Below are 22032 nucleotides of genomic sequence, written 5' to 3'. Positions count from 1 at the left end.
TGCTATCGGCAGAGGCCGGGCCCTCTCCTAACGCCTCCGGTAGCGCACGGGCGCCCTTTTCCACCGCCGCCGATTGAACCTTTCCGGCCTCCCGTCCGAACTACCCGGTGTGGCCGGAGCCGGTCACGCGGACACGGATGGGGGCAGCGATGGCGACGACCCGTGGCGGCAGCCGTCGGACCCGGGCCGGGGCGGTGCTGGCCGCCACGGTCGCCGGGGTGCTGGGCTGGCCGGGGGCGGCCCAGGCGGCGGAGGTGACGACCACCCCGACCCGGGCCGTGCAGGGCGGGGCGGTGGAGGTGACGTTCGTGGTGCCCGAGGAGCGGCCCGGGACGCGGACGCGCAAGATCGAGGTCAGGCTCCCCGCCGACGCCCCGGTCGGCGAGGTCTACCCGCTGTCGGTGGACGGTTGGGCGCCGCTGATGACCTCGCGGACCCTGGACGAACCGGTGGCCGGCATCCACTCCGACGGGGTCACCTCGGTGACCGCCGCGGTGACCTGGACCCGGGCCGCGGGCGCGCCATCGGCCGGGCCGGCCCGGTTGCCGCTGGCCATGGGCCCGCTGCCGCAGGCCGACACGATGCGCTTCGAGGTGGTCCAGACGTACGCGGACGGGACGGTGGTGCGCTGGGCCGACCCGGCCGGCGGGGCACACCCCGCCCCCACGCTGACCCTGCTGCCGGCGGCCCCCGGCGCGGTCACCGGTCACGCCCACGGCGGCGACGCCGGTGCTGCGGCGGATCCCGCCGCCGCGCCGGGACCGGCCGAGGCCGGGCCGAGCGCCAACGTGCTGCTCGGCGGCGGGCTGCTGATCGGTGTCGGCGGCGGCGCGGTGATCGGCTGGGCGGTGAGCCGGGGCCGGCACCGGGCCGACCCGACCGACGACCCCGACGACGCGGGGGACGCGGGCGGGCCGGCGGCCGACGAGCCGGCCGAGGGGGCGCGGCCACCGGGCGAGCGGGCCGAGCCGGTGGGCTCACGCTGAGCTCAGCGCGCCCACTCCGGCAACGGCTCCCGCGCGGCGAGCCACCCGTCGGGCACCCCGCCGGGCGTACCCACCCCGGTGTACGCGGCGACCACCGCGCCCACGATCGCGGCGGTGGTGTCCACGTCCCCGCCCGCCTCGACGCAGGCGCGGATGGCCGCCGGGTAGTCCTCGAGGTGGGTGGCGGCGACCCAGAGGGTGAAGGCGACGGTGTCCTGCGCGGTGACCCGGGAGCCGTTGCCGAGCACGTCGACGGCCTCGGCCAGCGGCCGGCCGAGCAGTCCGGCGGCCCGGCGGGTCCGGCGGTGCACCTCGGCGGCCGGGTCCAGCGCGGCGGCGACCGCGGCCAGCAGCCGGTCCGGGTCGGGGCGGATGCCGTCCAGCCGGGCCCGGGCGGCCAGCGCGGCGGCGACGGCCACCGCGACCGCCCCGGCGATGCCCTCCGGGTGGGCGTGGGTGACCTCGGCGGAGGCCCGGGCCCGGTCCGCCGCCCGGCGGGTCGAGTCGGCGAACCAGGCGCCGAGCGGGCCGACCCGCATCGCCGCGCCGTTGCCGCAGGAGCCCTGCCCGTCGAAGGCCGAGGCGGCGGCCACCGGCCACGGCGTGCCGGTGCGGATCAGCCGCAGGATGGTCACCGCGCCGGGTCCGTAACCCCGGTACGGCTCGCAGCGCTCGGCGAACGCCAACGCCAGCCGGTCCCGGTCGAGGTCCCCGTGCTCGGCGAGTTCGGCGACCACCGAACAGGCCATCTCGGTGTCGTCGGTCCACTGCCACGGTGGCGGCGGGAGCCGGCCGGCGGCCATGTCCCCGGGGTGGTGGCCGGGGACGAAGAACTGCGACCCGAGGGCGTCGCCGACGGAGAGACCGGTGAGGCTGTCCCGGGCCAGGGAGAGCCGGGTGTCGGGAAAGAGGGTGAAGGGCATCGTCGTGCCAGCTTGCCCGTTCCGCGGGCACGCCGCAACGCGATCAACTTGCCACGGGCAGTACGGTGCTGACGTGGCCACCGTGCTCCTGGTCGAAGACGATCACGTCGTACGCGGCGCGATGCTGCGTTCCCTCACCGACCGGGGGCACGCCGTGCACGCGGTCGGTACGGCGCTGGACGCGCTGCGTCGGGTCGCCGCCGAGACCCCCGACCTGGTCGTGCTGGACCTCGGCCTGCCCGACCTGGACGGCTCGGACGCGCTGCGCATGCTGCGCGGCATCACCGACGTGCCGATCATCATCGCCACCGCCCGCGACGACGAGCAGTCGGTGGTCCGGCTGCTGCGCGCCGGTGCGGACGACTACATGGTCAAGCCGTTCACCGGCGCCCACCTCGACGCCCGGATCACCACCGTGCTGCGCCGGGTCGGCCGGGCCAGCCGTACGGTGCAGCCGGCGGTGCACACCGTCGGCGGCCTGCGGGTGGACGTGGGCGAGCGCAGCGCGGTGCTCGACGGGGAGCCGCTGGCGCTGACCCGCAAGGAATTCGACCTGCTGGCGTATCTCGCCGCACGACCCGGCCGGGTAGTGTCCCGGCGGGAGCTCTTGGAGGAGGTATGGCGGCAGCCGTCGGTCGGCGAGGACCAGACCATCGACGTTCACCTGTACTGGCTACGCCGAAAGATGGGCGAGTCCGCGGCGAAGCCCCGCTACCTGCGCACCGTGCGGGGGGTGGGGTTCCGGCTGGTGGCCCCGGACTGAGGCTGGCGCTGGCCTACCTCACGGCCGGCATGTGCGCGCTGGTCGCGCTCGCCTTCCTGATCCCGCTCGGGTTGAGCCTGCGCGGCGAGGTGCGGGAGGAGGCGCTGGCCGACGCGGCGCGGCGGGGCGCGCTGGTCACCGGGGCGCTCGCGGTCAGCACCGACCCGGCGGCCGTGCGACGGGCCGTGGAGGCCAGCGGCGACGACCCGGCGACCCGGCCGGTGGTGCACGGCCTGGACGGGGACGCCTCGGCCGGCCGGGCCTCGGCCGGTGACCTCGACCGGGCCCGGGTCGAGCAGAAGTCGGTGCTCACCGAGGTCCCCGGCGGAATGCTGCGGCTCGACCCGGTGGTGCTCGACGACGAGGTCGCCGTGGTGGAGGTCTTCGTACCGGAGTCCGAGCTGTCCGAGGGCGCGGGCGGCACCTGGCTGCTGCTCGCCGGGGTGGCCCTGGCGCTGGTCGGCGCGGCGGTGATCGTGGTGGACCGGGTGGCGGCCCGGGCCGTGGACTCCACCCGGGGCCTGGTCCGGGCGGCCCTCGCGGTGGGCGACGGCGACCTCGGCGTACGGGTCGAGCCGAGCGGACCGCGCGAGCTGGCCGAGGCCGGCTACGCCTTCAACCGGATGGCGGACCGCCTGGTCGCCTCCCGCACCGACGAGCGGGAACTGGTCGCGGACCTGTCGCACCGGCTGCGCACCCCGCTGACCGTGCTGCGGCTCGACGCCGAGGGGCTCGACTCCGACGACACCAGCGTCGGCTCGTTCACCCCGGCGGAGCTGGACCGGCGGCGCACGATCCGGCGGATCCGGCAGGCGATCGTCACCCTGGAGGGTGAGATCGACGTGCTGATCAAGACCACCCGTAAGGCGGTCGCCCACGAGGCCGGGCCGGCGGAGTGCGACGTCAGCGAGGTGGTCCGGGACCGGATGGTGTTCTGGGCGGCCCTGGCCGGCGACCAGAACCGGCCGCACCGGGTCAGCGGCGCGCAGCTGCGCATCCCCGCCCCGGTCCCGCGGGCCGAGCTGGCGGCCGCCCTGGACGCGGTGATCGGCAACGTCTTCCGCTACACCCCGCAGGGGACCGCGTTCGAGGTGGCGGTCTCCCGCCGGGACGGGTACGTGGCGATCCGGATCGACGACGCCGGCCCGGGGATCGCCAACCCGGACCGGGCGCTGCGCCGGGGCGCCAGCGACCAGGGCTCGACCGGGCTGGGGCTGGACATCGCCAAGCGGGTCGCGTTGCAGGCCAACGGCTCGGTGAGCATCGACCGGGCCCGGCTGGGCGGGGCGAGCGTGGTGATGCTGCTGGCGGATCCGGAGGCGACGCCCCGGCAGGTCAGCCGGTTCGGGCTGGTCGGCCGGATGGCCCGGGAGGCCCGGGACCAGAAGAGCGGCGGGCGTCGCTGGCCGCGGCAGCGTCCCTCGGGCAGCTGAGCGGGGCCGGGTTGTGGCCCGGCGCAAGTCTTCCTTAGATCCGGGTTAACCACGGCGGTGCCCGGGGCCCGGGCTGGCATGATCAGTTCCGAACCCACCAGTCCACCGGCCTGTCGCCCCTGACACCCACCGGTCGGTGGACCCGGGCGCGCGGCGGGAGTGCGGTCCCCCCACACCCGCTCCCGCCGCGCGCACCCCCTCACCGGCCGACAGTCGTGAGGTGAGGCGATGAGTTGGGGCCCTGACCCGGCTACCCCGCCGTAATCGGCCAGCGCGCTCCGGCGCGGGAGGCCGCCGGCCGGGCCGGCCGGCGATCCACGATCCACGGTTTGCGGCGTGTCGGGGTGTCAGCGGCGCTGGACATCCCGACACGCCGCAATACCGTGTCGATCATTGACCGGGAAGCGGGGCCCGGTGAGCCGCGGCCCCGACCCAGCGCTACGCGGTCGCCGCGTAGGCGTCGATCTCGGCGGTGATCCGGGCCTTCTCCGCCGGCTCCAGGAACGAGGCGGTCACCGCGTCGCGGGCCAGCGCGGCCAGCCGGTCGGGGCCGGCGTCGAGCAGCCGGGCGGCGACGGCGTACTCGTCGTTGAGGGTGGTGCCGAACATCGGCGGGTCATCGGAGTTGATGGTGACCAGCACGCCGGCGTCGACGAGCCGCTTCAGCGGGTGCTCGGCGAGGTGGGGCACCGCGCGGGTCCGCACGTTGGAGGTCGGGCAGACCTCCAGGGCGATCCGCCGCTCGGCCAGGTACGCCAGCAGCTCCGGGTCGCCGGCGGCGGAGATGCCGTGGCCGATCCGCTCGGCGCCGAGGTCGCGCAGCGCGTCCCAGACGGTCTGCGGGCCGGTGGTCTCCCCGGCGTGCGGCACCGAGCGCAGCCCGGCCGCCCGGGCCTGGTCGAAGTACGGCTTGAACTGCGGCCGGGGCACCCCGATCTCGGGTCCGCCCAGGCCGAAGCTGATCAGCCCGTCGGGGCGCTCCTCCAGGGCGATCCGCAGGGTCTCCTCGGCGGCCGGCAGGCCGGCCTCGCCGGGAATGTCGAAGCACCAGCGCAGGGCGACCCCGAAGTCGGCCTCGGCGCGCTTGCGGGCGTCCTCGATCGCCTCGCAGAACGCCGGAGCGGGGATGCCCCGGTGCACGTGCGAGTACGGGGTGACGGTCAGCTCGGCGTAGCGGACCTGCTGGCGGGCCAGCTCGCGGGCCACCTCGTGGGTGAGGATCCAGACGTCCTCGGGGTCGCGGATCAGGTCGACCACGCTGAGGTAGACCTCGATGAAGTGGGCGAAGTCGCGGAACGCGAAGTAGTCGGCGAGCGCCTCCGGGTCCGCCGGCACCGGGCTGCGTCCCTCGTGGCGGGCGGCCAGCTCGGCGACGATCCGCGGCGAGGCGGAGCCGACGTGGTGGACGTGCAGCTCCACCTTGGGCAGTCCGGCGATGAAGGTGGGCAGGTCGGTCACAGCTTCTCCTCTGCACGGGCGCCGGTGCGGGCGACCACGAAGATCCGGCGGAACGGGAAGTACACCTGACCCTGCCGCGCCGGGTACGCCTCGGCGAGGCGTACGGCCAACTCGGCGCGGAAGTCCGCCCAGGCCGCGGCGTCCAGCGCGGCCCGGACCGGGCGCAGCGCCGTCCCCTCCATCCAGGCCAGCACCGGATGGTCGGCGGCGGCGGGCAGCAGGTGCACGTAGGTAGTCTCCCAGGCGTCGACCGCGCACCCGGCGGCGGCCAGCGACGCGGCGTAGTCGCTCGGGTCGTCGACCGGCGCCTCGCGCAGCAGCGGGCCGAGCGTGGCCGACCAGCGTTCCCGCCGGGCGACCTCGCGCAGCGCCCGGTGCGAGGGGGCGGCGAAGTTGCCCGGGACCTGGAACGCCAGCCAGGCGCCGGCGGGCAGTTCGCCGGCCCAGCGGGTGAGCAGTTCCCGGTGGCCGGGGACCCATTGGAGCACCGCGTTGGCGACGACCACGTCGACGTCGGGCGCGGGACGCCACCGCCGCACGTCACCGACGGTGAAGTCGACGGGGGCGTCCAGCGCGGCGGCCCGGTCGATCATCTCCGGGGAGGAGTCGATGCCGGCGATCCGGGCGTCGGGCCAGCGGGTGGCGAGGGTGGCGGTGAGGGCGCCGGGCCCGCAACCGAGGTCGACCACGGCCCGTGGCCGGTCGACGGCGACGCGGGCGACGAGGTCGTGGAAGGGCCGCGACCGCTCGTCGGCGTAGCGGAGGTAGGTCGTCGGGTCCCACATCGCAGCCTCCATACCGTACGTACGTCTTGTTGAAACCCTACGGTCCCCGCTGCGCCCCGGCAAGCCGGTCACTAGGCTCGGACGAATGGAACAGCGCAGCTTCGACCGGCTCGGCCGGCAGGTGGGCGTCGTCGGACTCGGCGCCTGGCAGCTCGGCGCCGACTGGGGTGAGGTCAGCGAGGCCGCCGCCTTCGACGTGCTGGCCGCCGCCGTGGACGCCGGGGTCACCTTCCTCGACACCGCCGACGTGTACGGCGACGGGCGCAGCGAGCGGCTGATCGGCCGGTTCCTGGCCGACCGGCCCGGGCACGGGCTGACCGTCGCCACCAAGATGGGCCGCCGGGTCGAGCAGACCCCCGAGGCGTACACGGTGGAGAACTTCCGGGCCTGGACCGACCGGTCCCGGGCCAACCTGGGTGTGGACACTCTGGACCTGGTGCAGCTGCACTGCCCGCCGACGGCGGTCTTCGCCGACGACCGGGTCTTCGACGCCCTCGACACCCTGGTCGCCGAGAAGCGCGTCGCCGGGTACGGCGTCAGCGTGGAGACCTCCGACCAGGCGCTCACCGCGATCGCCCGGCCCGGGGTGGCCAGCGTCCAGATCATCCTCAACGCGGTCCGGCTCAAGCCCCTGGACCAGGTGCTGCGGGCCGCCGCCGAGGCCGGGGTGGGCATCATCGCCCGGGTACCGCTCGCCAGCGGCCTGCTCTCCGGCCGGTACGACGAGCACACCACCTTCCCCGCCGACGACCACCGCAACTACAACCGGCACGGGGAGAGCTTCGACGTCGGCGAGACCTTCTCCGGCATCGACTACGACCTCGGCCTGGAGGTGGTCCGGCGGCTCGCCCCGCTGGTGGGCCCGGACCGGACGATGGCACAGTTCGCGCTGCGTTGGGTCATCGACCAGCCCGGCGTCACCGTGGTCATCCCGGGGGCCCGCGATGCCGGGCAGGCCCGGGGCAACGCCGGCGCGGCCGCGCTGGCGCCGCTGACCACAACGGAGCGCGAGACCGTGCGGGCGGTCTACGACGAGCTGGTCCGACCCCGGGTGCACGACCGGTGGTGAGCCACGCCGACGGTGTGCTCGCGGACGGTCCGGCCGCCCCACGGGCCGACGGCAGGGCCGCTGCGCGCAGGGGGGACCGATGAGGGGCTGGCTCACGCTCACCCTCGGCCTGCTGGCCGTCGTGGTCGGTGCCGTCTGGACCGTCCAGGGGCTCGGCTACGTCAGCGGCAGCGTGATGACCGACCAGCGGATCTGGGTGGTCGTCGGGCCGGTGCTGGTCCTCATCGGACTGGTGCTGCTCTGGCGCGGCATGCGGGCCCGCCGGCGCACCTGAAGCGCCCCGGTCGCGGCGCCCCGGGACGGGGATCGGCCGGACCGGGACAGGCCGGGACCGGGAACGCGGAAAGCCCCGCGTCCAGGAAGGACACGGGGCTTCTCGTTGATCCGGGGGGCCGGATCCACCCGGGCCGGCGGCTGCCGACCGGCACTCGCTCAGATGGGGCGGACCTGCTCGGCCTGCGGACCCTTCTGACCCTGGGCGATCTCGAACTCCACCCGCTGGTTCTCCTCCAGCGTGCGGTAGCCGCTGGTCTGGATGGCCGAGAAGTGGACGAACACGTCAGCACCCCCGCCGTCGACGGTGATGAAGCCGAAGCCCTTGTCAGCGTTGAACCACTTCACGGTTCCCTGCGCCATGTGTATCTCCTTCTAAAACTGGCGGCCGAGCACGCCGTGCGGCCGATTGGCCGTTTTCGAGCAGCGGCGCCTGAGGCGGCCTCCACGTAGGAGACTTCTCTCAACCCACGCCATCTCTCAACAGCGGGGATCAGCAAACCACGTACGCAAAAACTCTGCACAGCCTAACCGACGAAATTTTCCGACATGTGACCTGACGGATGCCTCAGGTCCCCTGGGCGGGCTGTCGGGACCATGCGAAAGGCCCCCCGTCCGTCGATGCGGAAGGGGGGCCGTGACGCCTGGAGACCGGTCGCCGGAACGGCGTGGATCAATCCGGCCAGCGGCCGGTCAGCCGCTTCACGCTGACCGCTCCACCTCGGTCCACGGCGGCCCGGACGGCCCCGAAGATCGCGCCCTGGAGCGCCGCGGCGGCCAGGATCTCGACCCAGCCGCGGTCCTCGTCGGTCGGGCTGGGCGCCTCACCGTCGCCGGCGGTCACCTTCCAGATCTGCCGGAAGATCACCCCGGCGACCGTGCCGGCGGCCAGACCGAGCGCCACGCCGACCGGCTTGTACGCCGCCCTGCCGATGTTCCTGCTCACCTGCGCCTCCCCCGGACGATCAGCAGCACGACCACGGTGGCCAGCGCACCGGCCGCGACGACGGCGAAGGGCGTCGGGTTGCGTCGTACCAGCTCGCCCTTCTCCTGCGCCTGCTCCCGGGCGAGCTCGGCCTTCTGGGTCGCCTGACCCCGCATGTGTTCGGCCTTCTGATAAGCCTGCCCACGCGCCTGTTCGGCCTGGCCCCGCAGGTGTCCGGCCTTCTGCACCGCCTGCCCGCGCAGCCGGGCCACGGTCACCCCGGCCCGCTCGCGCAGTCGCTCCTTCGCCTGCCCGGCGGACTCCCGCAGCCGGGCCTTGACGTCCGCCTTGGCGGCCAGGGCCTCCACCGTCTCGCCCAACTCCACCCGGGTACGCCGGATCTCCTCGCGGAGCGCCTCCGTGTCGCCGGTCCCGTTGCCCGTCATGCCCGTCCCCTGTCCTTCACCGCGGCGGCGACGGTGTCCACGTCCGCCCGGACGCTGCGTACCGTCGCCTGCGGAACCGGCGGGACCGCCTGACTGACCTGCTTCTTGCCCACCAGGGCGAGCACCCCGGCGACCAGGAAGAGCGCCACCGCCACGATCAGGGCGGCCGCCCACGCGGGCAGTACCAGGTCCAGCAGCAGGATCGCGGTGGCGACCAGGGCGCCCAACCCGTACAGGGCCAGGGCTCCGCCGCCGCCGAAGAGACCGATCCCGATGCCGGCGTGCTTGCCCTTCTGGGTCAGCTCCGCCCGGGCCAGCGCCAGTTCGTCCCGCACCAGGCGAGAGACCTGTTCCGTGGCCCGCTGCACCAGTTCGGCGGTGGACGGCTCGCTCCCGGTCCGGGACGTGCGGTGGTTCGCGACGTCAGCCATGCTGTCCTCCTTTCATCATCACCGCGCTGTATGCCCGGAGTCGCCGCCCGTCAATCCTGCGTGCAGTACCCCAGTCACATCTGACCGCAGGACGGGCCGCAACGTCCGGCGAAACGCGGAAGCGGACACGACCGAGCCCCCGCGGACCGCCGGGGACGGCGGGCGCGGGGGCTCGGTCGGGACGGTCAGCGGCGGGAGTCGACGGTCTCCTCGGGGCCGACGAAGACCTCGCTGCGCGCCTCGCCGTCGTCGCTGCCGCCGAAGACCCGGGCGTCGTCGGGCAGCTCGGCGTCCTGGCGTCGGCGGACCGGCCGGCGGGGTGTGATCCACTGCCAGGGCAGGGCGCCGCCCGCGTCGCCGACCTCGGTCCGGCTCCTCGGCATCGCCGTCGGCCGGTGGTCCCGGATCCAGGCCACCAGGTGCTCCCGGACCAGGCAGCGCAGATCCCAGAGGCTGCCCGCGTCAGCGGCGCTGACCAGCGCCCGGACCTTGATCGTGCCGCCGGTCGCGTCGGTCACCTGGAGCACGCAGACCCGGCCGTCCCACAGCTCGGTGCTCTCCACCAGCCGCCGCAGCTCCTCCCGCATCGCCTGCACCGGGACCGCCCAGTCCAGATCGAACTCCGCGGTGCCCAGCACGGCGGCCTCGGTGCGGGTCCAGTTCTGGAACGGGGTGCTGGTGAAGTAGGAGGTCGGCAGGATCAGCCGGCGGTCGTCCCAGATCTGCACCACCACGTAGCTGAGGGTCAGCTCCTCGATCCGGCCCCACTCCCCCTCGACGACGACCACGTCGTCGAGGCGTACGGCGTCGCTGAAGGCGAGCTGGAGGCCGGCGAAGACGTTGCCCAGCAGGCTCTGCGCGGCCAGCGCGGCGACCACGCCGACCACACCGGCGCTGGTCAGCACGCCGGCGCCGATCCCCCGGACGGCCGGGAAGGTCATCAGCATCACGCCGACCGCCAGCACCACGATCACCGCGATGGTGAGCCGGCGCAGCAGCACCACCTGGGTCCGCACCCGGCGGGCGTGCCGGTTGTCCGGCACGTCCGTGCGGAACCGGGCCAGCGCGGTGTCCTCGACCACCACCAGCAGCGAGGCGACCAGCCAGGCGGTGGCCGCCACCACCGCGAGCACGAGACCGTGCAGCACCACCTGGCGCCAGGGCGTGCCGACCGCGTACCCGGTGCTCAGCCGGACGGCGAACTGGACGGCGAGGACGGTCGCGGCGGCCTGGAACGAGCGGTGGGCGTGCTGGGTGAGCTCGGTCATCAGCAGGGAACGCCGGCCGAGCCGACGGACCAGGCGGTGCACCACCTCGACGAGCAGGAGCGCGATCGCCGCCGCGGCGGCCGCGGCGGCGATCGTTTCGAGGTAGTTCTGCACAGGTTCTCCCTCCGGCCGGACGATCAGGTTCGGGCAAAGGCCCTATGGTGCCCGGCGTTTCCGGAATCGACCACCTCAGACCTTTCGGTACCGGGACTGGAGGAAGCAGAACGTACCGAAGGCCGCGATGCCGAGGGCCACCAGCACCAGCAGCGCCTGACCGTAGGACTGGTCCCGCAGCGCGCGCAGCGCGGCGTCCAGGCCCCGGGCCTTCTCCGGGTCGTACTTCACGGCGGCGATGATGATCAGCAGGCCGGCGACGGTGTACGCGGCGCCCTTGGCGACGTAGCCGGCGACGCCGAGCCGCCGGGCCAGCGTCCGGGTCCTCGGGCTCATCTGGCCGGTCTTGAGGTGCTTCTCGAAGCGCTTGACCAGGCCGTAGATCACCAGGCCGACACCGATGCAGGCCAGCACCACCCCGGCCAGCCCGACCAGGAGCCGGCCGCCGCCGGAGGCCATCAGCTTGCCGGTCAGCGCCTCCTGCTGGTCGGCGCTGTTGGACCCGGCGTCCTTGAAGACCTTGAACGCGGTCCAGGCGAAGTAGAGGTAGACGATGGTCCGGCCGGCGGAGGCGAGCCGCTCCACCACCCGCTCACGGCCCTGCTCGGCCCGGTGGCCGACGGCGGCCTCCAGCCCCTGCCAGATCGCCATCGCCAGCAGGCCGACGGCGATCGTGATCACGAGGAACTTGCCCAGCGGCTGCTGGGCGATGGTCCGCAGCGCACCCGACTGGTCGCCGTCCTCGCCCGGCTTGCCGAAGGCGATCTGCAGGGCGAGCCACGCGAAGAGCAGGTGCACGATCCCGTAGCCGATGAAGCCGGCCCGGGCGAGGAGTTCCAGCCAGCGGCTGTCCGCGGTGCGGGCGGCGGTGGCTTCGGCGTTCCGGGTGAGTGACATGGCGCCACAGTCTCCGATCGCGAAGATCCCCAAACCTGGGGTTTACCGCCGCCCGGACGGCGTCAGCTGGCAGAACCGCGCGCCACGCGGATCTTGACCTGCTGATCGGTCACGCTGTCCAGGGTGACCGCGAAACCACCCACCTCGGTGGCCTGCTGCCCGGTGGTGAGGGAGAGCTGCTCGCCGGCGACCTCGACGGTCACCTGGTCGCCCTCGGCGCCGATCAGCTTGGCGTCGACGCCGAGGATGGTGGCCTTGGCGTCCACGCCGCGGTCGAAGGTGACCGTGCAGGCGTCCAGGGCGCAGTCGGTGTCGGCGTTGTCCGAGCTGCATCCGGCGAGCACGGCCGCGCCGAGCGCCAGGCCGGCCAGCAGGCCGGCGGTCCGACGGAGAGGGGTGCGGGGAGGGATAACGGAGGGGGTCGTCACCCGATCAAGGGTACGAGACGCCGCCCACCGCGGCACCGATGAGGTGATCATGGGGAGTCCGGCGCGGGACGCCGCCCGGCCGCGGCGGGCTAGGGTCCGGTCATGCCGTTCGACATCGCCCGGACCCGGGCCGCCTACCCCGCCCTGACCGAGGGATTCGCCCACTTCGACGGTGCCGGCGGCACCCAGACGCCGCAGTCGGTGATCGACGCGGTCGCCGAGGCCATGCGCACCGCGCTGGGCAACCGCACCACCGCGTTCCTGCCCGGCCGGCGCTCGCTGGAACTGGTGGCCGCCGCCCGGTCGGCGGTGGCCGACCTGCTCGGCGCCGAGGCGGACGGGGTGGTGCTCGGCCCGAGCGCCACCGCGCTGACGTACACCCTGGCCCGGACCCTCGGCGACACCTGGCGGCCCGGCGACGAGGTGGTGGTGTCCCGGCTGGATCACGACGCCAACGTGCGGCCCTGGGTGCAGGCGGCCGAGGCGGCCGGTGCGACCGTGCGCTGGGCGGAGTTCGACGCGGTGACCGGCGAGCTGCCGGCCGGCCAGTACGCCGACCTGGTCGGCGAGCGGACCCGGCTGGTGGCGGTGACGGCGGGCAGCAACGCGATCGGCACCGCGCCGGACGTCGCCGCGATCACCAAGACCGCCCACGCGGCCGGGGCGCTGGTCTGCGTCGACGGGGTGCACTCGGTGCCGCACGGCCCGACCGACCTGGCCTCGCTGGGCGCCGACTTCCTGGTCACCAGCGCCTACAAGTGGTCCGGCCCGCACCTGGCCGCGATGGTGGCGGACCCGGCCCGCTGGGCCGAGCTGCGCCCGGCCAAGCTGCTCCCCTCCTCCGACGCCGTGCCGGACCGCTTCGAGGCCGGCACGCCGAGCTTCCCGCTGCTGGCCGGGGTGGCCGCCGCGGTGGACCACCTGGCCGGGCTGGACCCGACCGCGACCGGAAACCGCCGGGAGCGGGTCCGCGCCGGCCTGGCCGCGGCCCAGGCGTACGAGGAGTCGCTCTTCGACCGGCTGCTGACCGGGCTGGCCGCGCGCCCGGCGGTTACCGGGTACGGCGCCGCCGCGCGGCGCTGCCCGACGGTGTCGTTCCGGCTGGCCGGCTGGTCGCCGGCCGGGCTGGCGGCCGCGCTGGGCGGCGCCGGGCTCTGCCTCTCCTCCGGCGACTACTACGCCTACGAGTACTTCCAGGCGATGGGGCTGCGGGAGCGCGGCGGCGCGGTGCGGGCCAGCGTGTACCACTACAACACCGCCGAGGAGGTGGACCGGTTGCTGGCCGAACTGGACCGGCTGGCCGCGCGGGGGGAGACAATGGCCCGGTGAGCTTCCTGGTCGAGGAGAACCCCGCGAAGCACCGCTTCGAGATCCTGGTCGACGACGCGCTGGCCGGCTTCGCCGCGTACGAGCCCCGGGGCGAGGTGCGGATCTTCACCCGCACCGAGGTGCGCCCCGAGTACCGGAACATGGGGGTCGGCGCGGCGCTGGTCCAGGGCGCCCTGGAGCAGGTGCGGCAGCAGGGCGGCCGGCTGGTGCCGGAGTGCTCGTTCGTGCGGGCCTACCTCGAGCGGCACCCCGAGTACGCCGACCTGGTGATCACGGCGGCGTAGCGCGGCGGAGGCGCTCAGGCGGCCCCGGCGAGCAGCTCGGCGGCGGCCCGCGCGCCGGCCCGGGTGGCGCCGTGGGTGGCCACGTGCACCCGGCCGGTGACCAGCTCGGGCACGCCCAGCTCGACCACGACCGCGTCGGGGCGCTCGGCGAGGGCGCGGGCGACGGCGGCCCGCATCCAGTCGTGCCGGTGCAGATCCCGGACGACCAGCACCACGGGCCGGCCGGCGGCGGCGGTGGGGCCGGCCGGCAGGTCCGCCTCCGCGAGCCGCACGGTGGTGGTGCCGGGCAGCAGCTCGGTCAGCGGGGCGGCGATCCCCCAGGGGGTCTCCGCGCCGATGGCGATGTTGCGCGGCGGGGCGAACTCCACCACGTGCGGGGCGCCGGTCAGCGGCAGGACGCCGGCGGCGTCCCCGCTGACCCGCAGCGCCCGGCGGGCGGCGGCCAGCCCGACCGGGGAGCCGTCGGGGGACACCGCCGCGCCGGCCGGACGGGCGGCCCGGGCGGCCACGGTCCAGGCAGCGAGCTGGCCGACCCGCTTGGCCGCCTCGGCGAGCCGCTCCTCGGGCAGCTCCCCGGCGACCACCGCGGCCACGATGGCGTCGCGCAGCTGGCGGGCGGCCTCCTCGTCGGCCCGCTCCCCGCCCACGCAGATCGCGTCCGCCCCGGCGGCCAGGGCCCGGACGGCGGCGCCGGCGAAGCCGTACCGGTCGGCGACGGCGCGCATCTCCACCGCGTCGGTGACCACCACGCCGGAGAAGCCGAGCTCGTCGCGGAGCAGGTCGCCGAGGATCCGCCGGCTGAGGGTGGCCGGCAGGTCGGGGTCCAGGGCCGGGACCAGCAGGTGGCCGGTCATCACAGCCTGCACGCCGGCGGCCACCGCCGCGCGGAACGGGACCAGCTCCCCGGCGTCGAGCCGGCTCCGGTCGGCGGTGATCCGGGGCAGGTCGTGGTGGGAGTCGACCCGGGTGTCGCCGTGACCGGGGAAGTGCTTGGCGCAGGCGGCGACGCCGGCGGACTGGAGGCCGCGGACCCAGGCGGCGGTGTGCCGGGCGACCAGGCCCGGGTCGGCGCCGAAGGCGCGTACCCCGATGACCGGGTTGGCCGGATTGTTGTTGACGTCGGCGTCGGGGGCGTAGTTGAGGGTGACGCCGAGCGAGGCGAGTTCCACGCCGAGGTCGCGGGCCACCTCCTCGGTCAGCGCCGGGTCGTCCACCGCGCCGAGGGCGAAGTTGCCGGGCCGGGAGCTGCCCCGGGCCGACTCGATGCGGGTGACGTCGCCGGCCTCCTCGTCGATGGCGACGAGGACGTCGGGGCGCTCGGCGCGCAGCGTCGCGGTGAGGGCGGCCAGCTGGTCCGGGTCGACCACGTTGCGGGCGAAGAGGACGACCGCGCCGAGGCCCTCACCGAGCCACCGGCACACCCATTCGGGTGGGGTGGCGCCGACGAAGCCGGGTTGCAGGACGGCGGCCGCCAGGCCCGCCAGGTTGCGCTCGGTCATGCCGCCCCCGTACCCCCGTGTCGTGACCGACGGTCCCACGCCGTCGCGGTGCTGCCATGGTCACACCGCGCGACGAAATAGTCAAGAAACCTTACTGTTAGGCCCTGGCGGGGCCCGGGACGTCGTGCGACAGTGCGGAGATGGATCCCGTGCTGCTCGCCGACGCCACCTCGCCGGCCGACATCCCCGGCGTACGCCTGCTCGGCGTGGTGGTCGGCGGCCTGCTGCTGTTCGCCGCCATCCGGGCCATGTTCGGCCGGCGCTGAGACTCATCCCCCGTCCCGCGGGTACCGCCCTCCAGTGGTCCCGCGCGTGCGGCGCGGGCGAGGAGCGAGGGAGACGTCATGCGGATCGGTTACTTCCTGTCCAGTGAGGAGTACCCCCCGGCGGAGCTGCTGGATCAGGCGCGCGGCGCCGAACGGGCCGGCTTCGAGGCGCTGTGGATCTCCGACCACTACCACCCGTGGGTGGACGCGCAGGGGCAGAGCCCCTTCGTCTGGTCCACCATCGGCGCGCTCAGCCAGGTCTGCTCGCTGCCCGTCACCACCGCGGTGACCTGCCCGACCGTCCGCATCCACCCGGCGGTGCTCGCCCAGGCCGCGGCCACCAGCGCCGTGCTGCACTCCGGGCGGTTCGTGCTCGGCGTCGGCTCCGGCGAGGCGCTCAACGAGCACATCCTCGGCGACGCCTGGCCGCAGGCCGACGTCCGGCTGGAGATGCTGGAGGAGGCGGTCCAGGTGATGCGCGAGCTGTGGCGGGGCGGGTTCGTCAACCACCACGGCAAGCACTACACGGTCGAACACGCCCGGATCTACACCCGGCCCGACACTCCCCCACCGATCTACGTCTCCGGCTTCGGCCCCAAGGCGATCGACCTGGCCGCCCGGATCGGCGACGGCTACGTCAGCGTCATGCCGGACGCCGACATGGTCCGCCGGTTCCGGGAGAGCGGCGGCGGCGACAAGCCGTGCCAGGCCGGCTTCAAGGCGGCGTACGCCGACAGCGAGGACGAGGGGATGCGGATCGCGTACGAGAAGTGGCCGAACGCCGGCGTGCCGGGTGAGCTGACCCAGGTGCTCCCCTCGCCGCGCCACTTCGAGCAGGCCGCCCAACTGGTCCGGCCGGAGATGATGAAGGAGTCGTTCGTCTGCGGCAACAGCGCCGACGCCCACCTGGAAATGATCAACCGGTACGCCGAGGCCGGCTTCGACGAGGTGTACGTGGCCAACACCGGTCCGCACTTCCAGGGCCTGTTCGACCTCTACCAGCGCGAGGTGCTGCCCCGCCTGCGCTGATCGCCGGATCGGGAGTCGCCGGCGGTTTCGGCGCTGATCTCCTCGGGTACCTCCGGCCCTCGATGAAGCTGTCCACACACTCGACGACGTTGCGCCGCGCGGCGCGCAGCCTGTTCGGCTGGACCACGCTGCGGCCCAACCAGCTCGCCGCCATGCGCGCGGTGATGAAACGACGCGACGCCCTCGTGGTCCTGCCCACCGGAGCCGGCAAGTCGGCGATCTACCAGATCCCGGCCAGCCTGATCCCCGGACCGACGGTGGTGATCTCCCCGCTGCTCGCGTTGCAGCAGGACCAGATCGCCGCGCTCAACGAACGGCAGCGCCCCGAGCTGCGGGCGGTACGGATCAGCTCCGACGAGAGCCCGACCCAGCAGGCCGAGGCGATCACGGAGGTCCGCGAGGGCCGTGCCGAGTTCCTCTTCATCACCCCGGAGCAGCTCAGCAACCCCGACCGGATGGCCGAGGTGGCGGCGCTGAAGCCGGCCCTCGTCGCGATCGACGAGGCGCACTGCATCTCCGCCTGGGGGCACGACTTCCGCCCCGACTACCTGGCGCTGGGCCACCTCATCGACGGCATCGGCCGGCCGCCGGTGGTGGCCCTGACCGCCACCGCCTCGCCCCCGGTCCGCGACGACATCGTCGCCCGGCTGCGGCTGCGCGACCCCGAGGTGGTGGTCTCCGGGCTGGACCGGCCCAACCTCTTCCTCGAGGTGGCCCACTGCCCCACCGACGACTACCGCTGGCGGCGGCTGGTCGCGCTGCTCCGCGACGACCAGCGGCCCGGGATCATCTACGTGCCGACCCGACGGGCCGCCGAGGAGCTCGCCCAGCGGCTCACCGAGGCCGGGTTCCCGGCGGAGTACTACCACGGCGGCATGCCCACCGGCGCCCGCAACGAGCTGCACGAGGCCTTCCTCGCCGACCAGGTGCCGATCATGGTGGCGACCTCGGCGTTCGGCATGGGCATCGACAAGCCCAACATCGCCTGGGTGGTGCACATGGCGCTGCCCGACTCCCCGGACAGCTACTTCCAGGAGATCGGCCGCGCCGGCCGCGACGGGGAACCGGCCCGGGTGCTGCTGCTCTGGCGGGCCGAGGACGTCGGGCTGCAACGCTACTTCAGCGGCGGCCTGCCGGACCCGACCGAGCTGCGGGACCTGGCGGCGCTGCTGCGCGGCAAGGCCCGGACGAAGAAGGAACTGCGCGAGCTGACCGGGCTCGGTCCCCGCAAGCTGGGCCAGTACGTCTCCCTGCTGGAGCAGGTCGGGGCCGCCGAGCCCCGGAAGAAGCAGAAGATCGGGGCACCGCGCTACTCCCCGCAGCCGGTCGCCGCCGCCGATGCGGCGCTGGCCGAGGCGGAACGCCAGCAGACGGTGACCCGGTCCCGCACCGACATGATGCGGGCCTTCGCCGAGACCACCGGCTGCCGCAGCCAGGCCCTGCTGGCCTACTTCGGCGAGCAGATGTCGGAGGTCTGCGGGCACTGCGACAACTGCTACGCCGGCACCAGCACCGCCGACAGCGGGGCGGTCGGCCCGTTCCCGGTGCACAGCCAGGTACGGCACCCCGAGTGGGGACCCGGCCTGGTGCTGAACTACGAGGAGGACCGGATGACGGTGCTCTTCGACGAGGTGGGCTACAAGACGCTCTCCGTACGTGTGGTGTCCGAACAGGGCCTGCTCACGCTGGACTAGCCTGACCGGGCGCACCACCGACAACGATGACCAGGGCGAGAGGGGATCGAGCGTGATCGAACAGCCGGCGTACACCGGGTTCGGGTTCTCGGACGAGGAGTGGGGACTGCTGGTCGGGCTGCCGCAGTCGGTGCTGACCGCAGCGAGCGCGGCCGAGTCCGACGGCTCCCGGCGCACCCGCGCCGAGAACGCCGCGGGCCTGGAGACCATCTCCACCGGCCGGGAGTCCGCCAGCCCGCTGGTCGCGGCCGTCGCCGGGGAGATCGTGTCCCGGGTCGGCGACCCGGAGGCCGGCGAGGAGATGCCGGTCATCGCGCCGGCCGACCCGCAGGCGCTGATCGACGACGTGCTGGCCCGGGCCGGCGCGGCAGCCGCCCTGCTGGCCACCAAGGTGGACGAGGGCGAGGCCGGGGCGTACAAGCACTGGCTGGTCGAGATCGCCGAGCAGGTGGTCGGCGCCGCCTCCAGCGGCGGCCTGCTGGGCCTCGGTGGCGACCCGGTCACCGACTCGGAGCGGCGGTTCCGGGACCGGCTCTCGCACGTGCTCAACGACTGACGCGCGCCTGCCGCCGGGTTCGCGTCGATCCCCCACCAGGGCCGGCGCGGACCGGGCCGGCGCCGGCCGAGTGGTCCGACCGGTCGTCGACAATGGGCCGACAGCGCCGGTCGACGGGAGGCGGGACGATGCTGCACCGGGACGTCATCGACACCGAACTGCTGCCGCCGGGCGAACGGTTCGGCATGTGGCTGGACCTGGTGGCCCGCACCGCCGCGCCGCTGCGGATGCGCAGCGCGCACGCCGACGACTTCGCCGCCCGGGCCGAGATCATCGGGCTCGGCCCGATCCAGCTGGTCCGCTACCGCTACCCGTCGCTGGACGCCGTCCGGACCGCCAAGCTGGCCCGCCAGACCGAGGTGGACTACTTCCTCCTCGCCCTCACCACCACCGGCACCGGCGCGTCCGGGCAGGCCGGACGGCACAGCGTGGTCGGGCCGGGCGAGTTCACCTTCTACGACGGGTCGCGCCCGCACGAGGTCAGCCACCTGGGCGAGGACGACGGACGGGCGTCCGCCAGCTCGATCGTGGCGCTGATCCCGTACGGCGCGCTGCCGCTGCCACCGGAGCGGCTCGCCCCCCTGCTCGCCGGCCGGATGTCGGGCACCGAAGGGGTGGGCGCTCTGCTGGCCCAGTACCTCGTGCAGCTCACCGGCGCTTCCGAGCAGTACCACGCGGCGGACGCCGACCGGCTCGGCGCGGTCGGCCTCGACCTGATCTCCACCCTGCTCGGCCGGCACCTGGTGGCCGAGGACGAGGTGCCCCGGGAGGTCCGCCGCCGGGCCCTGCTCAGCCAGGTGCGCGGATACATCCAGCGCCACCTCGGCGACGCCGCGCTCAGCCCGCAACGGGTCGCCGACGCCCACCACGTCTCGGTCCGCACCCTGCACCGGCTCTTCGAGTCGGAGGCGACGACCGTGGCGGCGTACGTGCGGGACCTGCGGCTGGACCGGTGCCGGCGCGACCTCGCCGACCCGGCGTCGGCCCACCGGCCGATCCAGGCCATCGCGGCGCGCTGGGGGTTCCCGGACAAGGCGCACTTCAGCCGGGCGTTCCGGGCGGCGTACGGGACGACCCCGCAGGCGTACCGGGCGGAGCACGGGGAACAGGCACGGATCGTCAACCGCACGGCGTCCACGATCAACTCCGGGCCGACATACTGACTGCGGGCCGGCGGTCGGGTGACCGTCCTCCGGCCCACGGCAACGGGGGGCCGCAGGGTGGCGCCCGTGACCACTGGTCACGGGTTGCCGCCCCGCAGCTGATCCGGCCGCTCAGAACTCCGGCCCCGTCGCTCTTCCCCCAGGATCGACGACGGGGCCGGTCAAACCGCCTTCAGCAGCTCCAGCACCCGGCGCTCGGCCTCCTCGCGGGGCGAGTCGGCCCGCACCGGGGCCACCACCCCGTCGTGGTAGAGGTCCACCACCCGGGGATCGACGTAGGACGTGCGCGCCACCGTCGGAGTGTTGCCCAGCAGCTCGGCGACGTCCCGCATCACCGCCACCACCGCCTTGCGGCGGGCCGTGACGGAGCGCCGCACCCCCACCGTGGCCAGCTCGGTGGCGGCCAGCACCGTCGCGTGCCAGGTACGGAAGTCCTTCGCCGTCATCTCCCCGCCGCTGCCGTCGCGCAGGTACTCGTTGACCTCGTCGCTGCGCACGTCGCGCCAGACCCGCCCGTCCCAGTAGCCGAAGAGGCGTTCCTCGGCGCGACGACGCCGGCGCAGGTTGGTCAGCACCCGGCACAGCTCGGGGTCCTCGATCCGGCGTACCTGGTCGATGCCGCCCTTGGCGGGAAACTCGAAGACCACGCAGCCACCCCGGGACCGGGCGTGTTCGGGGCGCAGGGTGGAGACCCCGAACGTGGCGTCCTCCCCGACGGCGTACTGGTCGTTGCCCACCCGGAACATCCCCATGTCGAGCAGCCTTGCCACCGTCGCCAGGACCCGGTCCCGGTTGAGCCCGCGGCCGTGGAGGTCGAGCGCGACGCGCTCGCGCAGCTTCGGCAACCGGTGGGCGACCTCCAGCACGTGGTCGAACTTGGCCTCGTCCCGCTTGCGCCGCCACTCCGGGTGGTAGAGGTACTGCTTGCGGCCGGCCGCGTCGATCCCCGTCGCCTGGATGTGCCCGTTGGGATACGGCGAGATCCAGACGCTCTGCCAGGCCGGCGGGATGACCAGCTCGTCGAGCCGGGCCAGCTCGTCGGGGTCACGGACCTGTTCGCCCCTCGGGTCGAGGAAGACCCAGCCCTTGCCGGCCCGGCGGCGCCCGTAGCCCGCTCGACCCGGATCACTACGCCGCAATCGCACCGGAGACCCGCACCGCCTCTTCGGCTTCGTCCACGGCGGCCAGCACCTCGTCCACGGGCAGGGCCGCCAACGTCGGATGCGTTCCTACCCCCGGCGCATCGGTCCAATCCCGCCCACCGACCCAGAGCGCCCGGTGCCACGGCCGGTCCGGGGGTGGGCCCCACCGGGCGGGTGGGACGGGGCCGAAGAGCAGTACGGAGGGGGTGGCGTAGCCGGTGGCGAGGTGTCCGATGCCGGTGTCGCCGCTGATGACCAGGCGGGCGTGGGCGACCAGTGCGGCCAGCTCACCGAGGTCGGTCTCCCCGGCCAGCACCGCCGCCTCGGGCAGCCCCGCCGCCGCGGCCACCCGCACCGCCAGCTCCCGCTCGTCCGCCGAGCCGGTTACCACCACCCGGTGCCCCCGGCCGGCCAGCTCCCGGGCGGTCGCGGCGAACCGGTGCGCCGGCCAGCGCTTCTCGGCGATCTTGCTGCCAGGGTGGACGATGCTGACTCCGGTCGGCATCCGCTGCGGTTCCGGTCGGTGCAGGGTGAGGTCGGTGCGGTCGGCGGGGATGCCGTACCAGGCGAGGAGTCGGCACCAGCGGTCGACCTCGTGTTCCTCGGGGTGCCAGTCGGGGCCGTCTTGGTGCCCGGCTGCCGGGCAGCGGAAGGCCAGCAGCCGGCGCGGACGGGCGGCGGCGAGCATGCGGTGTGACTGTGGGCCGCGTCCGTGCAGGTTGACCGCCAGGGCCGGCGCCGGCCCGGACCAGGCGAGGTGCTCCAGCCCGTCGGTGGGCAGCAGTCGGTCGATGCCGCCGATGAGGTTGATCAGGGGTGTCAGCCAGGTGGGTGCGGCGAGGGTGAGTTGCTGGTCGGGGTGGGCGGTGCG

At 74.4% G+C, this 22032-nt stretch carries 24 protein-coding genes and 1 pseudogene; 12 read left to right on the top strand and 13 right to left on the bottom strand.

What is annotated here, in order from left to right:
• Window positions 1-149: 149 nt before the first annotated feature.
• On the top strand, window positions 150-986 hold the full coding sequence (locus tag V6U79_RS26720; protein ID WP_334616285.1) for a DUF1775 domain-containing protein: 837 nt from the start codon (window positions 150-152) through the stop codon (window positions 984-986).
• 2 nt (window positions 987-988) lie between these two features.
• On the opposite strand, the gene V6U79_RS26715 is transcribed toward V6U79_RS26720, so the two are convergent.
• Window positions 989-1909, bottom strand: coding sequence for an ADP-ribosylglycohydrolase family protein (locus V6U79_RS26715; RefSeq protein WP_334527114.1), 921 nt, complete (start codon window positions 1907-1909; stop codon window positions 989-991).
• A 73-nt stretch (window positions 1910-1982) separates the two neighbouring features.
• Between V6U79_RS26715 and V6U79_RS26710 the strand changes: the two genes are divergently transcribed.
• Window positions 1983-2672: a response regulator transcription factor gene (locus V6U79_RS26710; RefSeq protein WP_222957637.1), complete on the top strand. Its 690-nt coding sequence runs from the start codon at window positions 1983-1985 to the stop codon at window positions 2670-2672.
• Window positions 2673-2701: 29 nt separating this feature from the next.
• A complete protein-coding gene (locus V6U79_RS26705; protein ID WP_334616284.1) occupies window positions 2702-4105 on the top strand; it encodes a HAMP domain-containing sensor histidine kinase in 1404 nt (467 codons plus the stop codon).
• 438 nt (window positions 4106-4543) lie between these two features.
• Here the strand turns inward: V6U79_RS26705 and V6U79_RS26700 are convergent, their stop codons facing one another.
• Window positions 4544-5563: an adenosine deaminase gene (locus V6U79_RS26700; RefSeq protein WP_334527104.1), complete on the bottom strand. Its 1020-nt coding sequence runs from the start codon at window positions 5561-5563 to the stop codon at window positions 4544-4546.
• The gene (locus V6U79_RS26695) at window positions 5560-6348 is read right to left on the bottom strand and encodes a trans-aconitate 2-methyltransferase (protein ID WP_334616283.1); all 789 of its coding nucleotides are present in this window, start codon (window positions 6346-6348) and stop codon (window positions 5560-5562) included. Before V6U79_RS26695 ends, V6U79_RS26700 begins: the two co-directional genes overlap by 4 nt.
• A gap of 85 nt (window positions 6349-6433) precedes the next feature.
• Here V6U79_RS26695 and V6U79_RS26690 point away from each other — a divergent pair, with 85 nt between their 5' ends.
• Both V6U79_RS26690 and V6U79_RS26685 read left to right on the top strand, forming a co-directional pair.
• Window positions 6434-7417, top strand: a complete 984-nt coding sequence (locus V6U79_RS26690) for an aldo/keto reductase (protein WP_334616282.1) — start codon at window positions 6434-6436, stop codon at window positions 7415-7417.
• A gap of 79 nt (window positions 7418-7496) precedes the next feature.
• Window positions 7497-7691: a hypothetical protein gene (locus V6U79_RS26685; RefSeq protein ID WP_334527095.1), complete on the top strand. Its 195-nt coding sequence runs from the start codon at window positions 7497-7499 to the stop codon at window positions 7689-7691.
• Between the two features lie 158 nt (window positions 7692-7849).
• Here the strand turns inward: V6U79_RS26685 and V6U79_RS26680 are convergent, their stop codons facing one another.
• The 7 genes and pseudogenes from V6U79_RS26680 to V6U79_RS26650 form a co-directional block, all read right to left on the bottom strand.
• Entirely contained in the window at window positions 7850-8053 is a 204-nt protein-coding gene (locus V6U79_RS26680) for a cold-shock protein (RefSeq protein ID WP_007075740.1), read from the bottom strand.
• Between the two features lie 310 nt (window positions 8054-8363).
• Window positions 8364-8624 (bottom strand): DUF4235 domain-containing protein, encoded by a 261-nt coding sequence (locus V6U79_RS26675; RefSeq protein ID WP_442933331.1) that lies wholly within the window; start codon window positions 8622-8624, stop codon window positions 8364-8366.
• Between the two features lie 245 nt (window positions 8625-8869).
• Window positions 8870-9061 (bottom strand): annotated as a pseudogene (locus V6U79_RS29900) (DUF3618 domain-containing protein); the annotation flags it as partial.
• Complete coding sequence (locus tag V6U79_RS26665; protein ID WP_334527086.1) at window positions 9058-9492, bottom strand: phage holin family protein; 435 nt, start codon at window positions 9490-9492, stop codon at window positions 9058-9060. The gene V6U79_RS26665 and the pseudogene V6U79_RS29900, both read right to left, overlap by 4 nt.
• Window positions 9493-9677: 185 nt before the next feature.
• Entirely contained in the window at window positions 9678-10874 is a 1197-nt protein-coding gene (locus tag V6U79_RS26660) for a mechanosensitive ion channel family protein (protein ID WP_334616281.1), read from the bottom strand.
• 75 nt (window positions 10875-10949) lie between these two features.
• A complete protein-coding gene (locus V6U79_RS26655) occupies window positions 10950-11771 on the bottom strand; it encodes a DUF1206 domain-containing protein (RefSeq protein WP_334616279.1) in 822 nt (273 codons plus the stop codon).
• A gap of 62 nt (window positions 11772-11833) precedes the next feature.
• Window positions 11834-12199 carry a hypothetical protein gene (locus V6U79_RS26650; RefSeq protein ID WP_334527078.1) on the bottom strand — a complete coding sequence of 122 codons (366 nt, stop codon included), beginning with the start codon at window positions 12197-12199 and terminating at the stop codon, window positions 11834-11836.
• A gap of 102 nt (window positions 12200-12301) precedes the next feature.
• Here V6U79_RS26650 and V6U79_RS26645 point away from each other — a divergent pair, with 102 nt between their 5' ends.
• Together V6U79_RS26645 and V6U79_RS26640 are read left to right on the top strand one after the other, a co-directional pair.
• The gene (locus V6U79_RS26645) at window positions 12302-13528 is read left to right on the top strand and encodes a cysteine desulfurase-like protein (protein WP_334616278.1); all 1227 of its coding nucleotides are present in this window, start codon (window positions 12302-12304) and stop codon (window positions 13526-13528) included.
• Window positions 13525-13812, top strand: coding sequence for a GNAT family N-acetyltransferase (locus tag V6U79_RS26640; RefSeq protein ID WP_334616277.1), 288 nt, complete (start codon window positions 13525-13527; stop codon window positions 13810-13812). The genes V6U79_RS26645 and V6U79_RS26640 overlap by 4 nt, the downstream gene beginning before the upstream one ends.
• 14 nt (window positions 13813-13826) lie before the next feature.
• On the opposite strand, the gene V6U79_RS26635 is transcribed toward V6U79_RS26640, so the two are convergent.
• Complete coding sequence (locus V6U79_RS26635; protein WP_334616276.1) at window positions 13827-15311, bottom strand: glycoside hydrolase family 3 protein; 1485 nt, start codon at window positions 15309-15311, stop codon at window positions 13827-13829.
• A gap of 140 nt (window positions 15312-15451) precedes the next feature.
• On the opposite strand from V6U79_RS26635, the gene V6U79_RS26630 reads away from it, so the two are divergent.
• The 5 genes from V6U79_RS26630 to V6U79_RS26610 all read left to right on the top strand — a co-directional run bounded on the left by V6U79_RS26630 (window position 15452) and on the right by V6U79_RS26610 (window position 20019).
• The gene (locus tag V6U79_RS26630) at window positions 15452-15577 is read left to right on the top strand and encodes a hypothetical protein (RefSeq protein WP_334527072.1); all 126 of its coding nucleotides are present in this window, start codon (window positions 15452-15454) and stop codon (window positions 15575-15577) included.
• A 78-nt stretch (window positions 15578-15655) separates the two neighbouring features.
• Window positions 15656-16606, top strand: coding sequence for a TIGR03557 family F420-dependent LLM class oxidoreductase (locus V6U79_RS26625; protein ID WP_334616275.1), 951 nt, complete (start codon window positions 15656-15658; stop codon window positions 16604-16606).
• A 62-nt stretch (window positions 16607-16668) separates the two neighbouring features.
• Entirely contained in the window at window positions 16669-18300 is a 1632-nt protein-coding gene (locus V6U79_RS26620; RefSeq protein WP_334527068.1) for a RecQ family ATP-dependent DNA helicase, read from the top strand.
• Between the two features lie 52 nt (window positions 18301-18352).
• A complete protein-coding gene (locus tag V6U79_RS26615) occupies window positions 18353-18856 on the top strand; it encodes a hypothetical protein (RefSeq protein WP_334616274.1) in 504 nt (167 codons plus the stop codon).
• 128 nt (window positions 18857-18984) lie between these two features.
• Window positions 18985-20019 (top strand): helix-turn-helix domain-containing protein, encoded by a 1035-nt coding sequence (locus V6U79_RS26610; protein ID WP_334616273.1) that lies wholly within the window; start codon window positions 18985-18987, stop codon window positions 20017-20019.
• 161 nt (window positions 20020-20180) lie between these two features.
• On the opposite strand, the gene V6U79_RS26605 is transcribed toward V6U79_RS26610, so the two are convergent.
• Window positions 20181-21164 (bottom strand): DNA topoisomerase IB, encoded by a 984-nt coding sequence (locus V6U79_RS26605; RefSeq protein ID WP_334616272.1) that lies wholly within the window; start codon window positions 21162-21164, stop codon window positions 20181-20183.
• Window positions 21148-22032 (bottom strand): glycosyltransferase family 9 protein (locus V6U79_RS26600; protein ID WP_334616271.1); only part of this gene is annotated, 885 nt, incomplete at its 5' end. The genes V6U79_RS26605 and V6U79_RS26600, both read right to left, overlap by 17 nt.

The organism is Micromonospora psammae (assembly GCF_036902725.1).
GTDB lineage: Bacteria > Actinomycetota > Actinomycetes > Mycobacteriales > Micromonosporaceae > Micromonospora.
The sequence above is the reverse complement of the archived record's forward strand: the minus strand, read 5'-3'. Positions and strand labels throughout refer to the sequence as shown.

Bases quoted from the DNA above. Each gene is read 5' to 3' on its own strand.
- V6U79_RS26645 (WP_334616278.1), top strand. From the start codon at position 12,302: ATGCCGTTCGACATCGCCCGGACCCGGGCCGCCTACCCCGCCCTGACC.
- V6U79_RS26610 (WP_334616273.1), top strand. From the start codon at position 18,985: ATGCTGCACCGGGACGTCATCGACACCGAACTGCTGCCGCCGGGCGAA.
- V6U79_RS26695 (WP_334616283.1), bottom strand. From the start codon at position 6,348: ATGTGGGACCCGACGACCTACCTCCGCTACGCCGACGAGCGGTCGCGG.
- V6U79_RS26635 (WP_334616276.1), bottom strand. From the start codon at position 15,311: ATGACCGAGCGCAACCTGGCGGGCCTGGCGGCCGCCGTCCTGCAACCC.
- V6U79_RS26620 (WP_334527068.1), top strand. From the start codon at position 16,669: ATGAAGCTGTCCACACACTCGACGACGTTGCGCCGCGCGGCGCGCAGC.
- V6U79_RS26705 (WP_334616284.1), top strand. From the start codon at position 2,702: ATGTGCGCGCTGGTCGCGCTCGCCTTCCTGATCCCGCTCGGGTTGAGC.
- V6U79_RS26680 (WP_007075740.1), bottom strand. From the start codon at position 8,053: ATGGCGCAGGGAACCGTGAAGTGGTTCAACGCTGACAAGGGCTTCGGC.
- V6U79_RS26715 (WP_334527114.1), bottom strand. From the start codon at position 1,909: ATGCCCTTCACCCTCTTTCCCGACACCCGGCTCTCCCTGGCCCGGGAC.
- V6U79_RS26685 (WP_334527095.1), top strand. From the start codon at position 7,497: ATGAGGGGCTGGCTCACGCTCACCCTCGGCCTGCTGGCCGTCGTGGTC.
- V6U79_RS26625 (WP_334616275.1), top strand. From the start codon at position 15,656: ATGCGGATCGGTTACTTCCTGTCCAGTGAGGAGTACCCCCCGGCGGAG.
- V6U79_RS26665 (WP_334527086.1), bottom strand. From the start codon at position 9,492: ATGGCTGACGTCGCGAACCACCGCACGTCCCGGACCGGGAGCGAGCCG.
- V6U79_RS26655 (WP_334616279.1), bottom strand. From the start codon at position 11,771: ATGTCACTCACCCGGAACGCCGAAGCCACCGCCGCCCGCACCGCGGAC.
- V6U79_RS26630 (WP_334527072.1), top strand. From the start codon at position 15,452: ATGGATCCCGTGCTGCTCGCCGACGCCACCTCGCCGGCCGACATCCCC.
- V6U79_RS26720 (WP_334616285.1), top strand. From the start codon at position 150: ATGGCGACGACCCGTGGCGGCAGCCGTCGGACCCGGGCCGGGGCGGTG.
- V6U79_RS26690 (WP_334616282.1), top strand. From the start codon at position 6,434: ATGGAACAGCGCAGCTTCGACCGGCTCGGCCGGCAGGTGGGCGTCGTC.